Source organism: Pseudoalteromonas atlantica, from assembly GCF_043641955.1.
Lineage (GTDB): Bacteria > Pseudomonadota > Gammaproteobacteria > Enterobacterales > Alteromonadaceae > Pseudoalteromonas > Pseudoalteromonas atlantica_A.
Genome location: NZ_JBHZRV010000029.1, coordinates 1 through 1,113, shown reverse-complemented (window position 1 = coordinate 1,113; position 1,113 = coordinate 1). Strand labels below are relative to the sequence as shown.

4 tRNA genes are annotated in these 1,113 nt (G+C 41.0%); 3 read left to right on the top strand and 1 reads right to left on the bottom strand.

The features are described from left to right. Position 1 precedes the first annotated feature (1 nt). Positions 2-77, bottom strand: a tRNA-Val gene (locus tag ACHUE3_RS19860). Between the two features lie 632 nt (positions 78-709). On the opposite strand from ACHUE3_RS19860, the gene ACHUE3_RS19855 reads away from it, so the two are divergent. From ACHUE3_RS19855 to ACHUE3_RS19845, 3 genes are all read left to right on the top strand, one after another. Continuing rightward, a tRNA-Ala gene (locus tag ACHUE3_RS19855) sits at positions 710-785 on the top strand. 40 nt (positions 786-825) lie between these two features. Then, positions 826-901: transfer RNA gene (locus ACHUE3_RS19850), tRNA-Glu, on the top strand. Positions 902-1,039: 138 nt separating this feature from the next. Next, a tRNA-Glu gene (locus ACHUE3_RS19845) sits at positions 1,040-1,112 on the top strand. The last annotated feature ends 1 nt before the right edge of the window (position 1,113 follow it).

The window sequence follows — 1,113 nt, the reverse complement described above, 5'->3', positions numbered from 1 at the left end:
ATGGTGGGTCGTACTGGACTTGAACCAGTGACCCTCGCCTTGTAAGGGCGATGCTCTCCCAACTGAGCTAACGACCCATATCTAAAAACAACACATTGCTGCGTTGTTGTGGGGCGCTATTATAGATAGAGTTGTAAATGTGTCAACACTTGAATGTGTAAAAATAGTTTAGATGTGGTTTTTATAATCAAAGAAGTGCTTTACTGTTTATTTAATAGCCATTACGACTATTTTTTGATACGTGAGCATTTAAATAAACTCTAGCATCGAGGCGTTAACAGCAACTAATATAGCTAAAACAAAGTATATAGAAGGATTAAAACAACTTTCGAACTTTTAGCCAACCCTTTAACACCAGCCCATCACCATTAATGAATAGTGCAACTTAACCTACTTATAATACGTCGCACTATAAAGAGTAAAATTATCTCAGGCTATTTTGCATATAAATGTATACCTTTTAAAAAGAATGAAACAGCGTTAAATAATCAAAACCAAGTATAAACACCAATTTCATATTCTATATAATAGCAAAAGCTCAAAAAACACACCGCTTAGTTTATAGATTATCCAGTTTGTTGAAAAATAGGGCGTTTGAATAAAGTTACATAAAAAATTGTTGACATTATTTAGGTGGCTGCATAGAATGCGCCCCGCACTCAGCAATACACAGCACGGTTTACCTAGCAGTGTATGGCAATAATGAGTTGGGGCTATAGCTCAGCTGGGAGAGCGCTTCGCTGGCAGCGAAGAGGTCTGCGGTTCGATCCCGCATAGCTCCACCAAACTTGTTAGTGCAACTGTCCTAGGGTAGCAGTTTTCTGTGTCCCCATCGTCTAGAGGCCTAGGACACCGCCCTTTCACGGCGGTAACAGGGGTTCAAATCCCCTTGGGGACGCCAATCTGTTTTTTTCAGATGCGGTTTTACCGAGAAAATAGCGAAGCAAATACAGCTCGAGTCTATATTTGCATTTGTTCGCATTACCTTAAACTCAGGATTTGAGTCTAACTAATCAATTGTCCTAGTGACACATTATGTGTCCCCATCGTCTAGAGGCCTAGGACACCGCCCTTTCACGGCGGTAACAGGGGTTCAAATCCCCTTGGGGACGC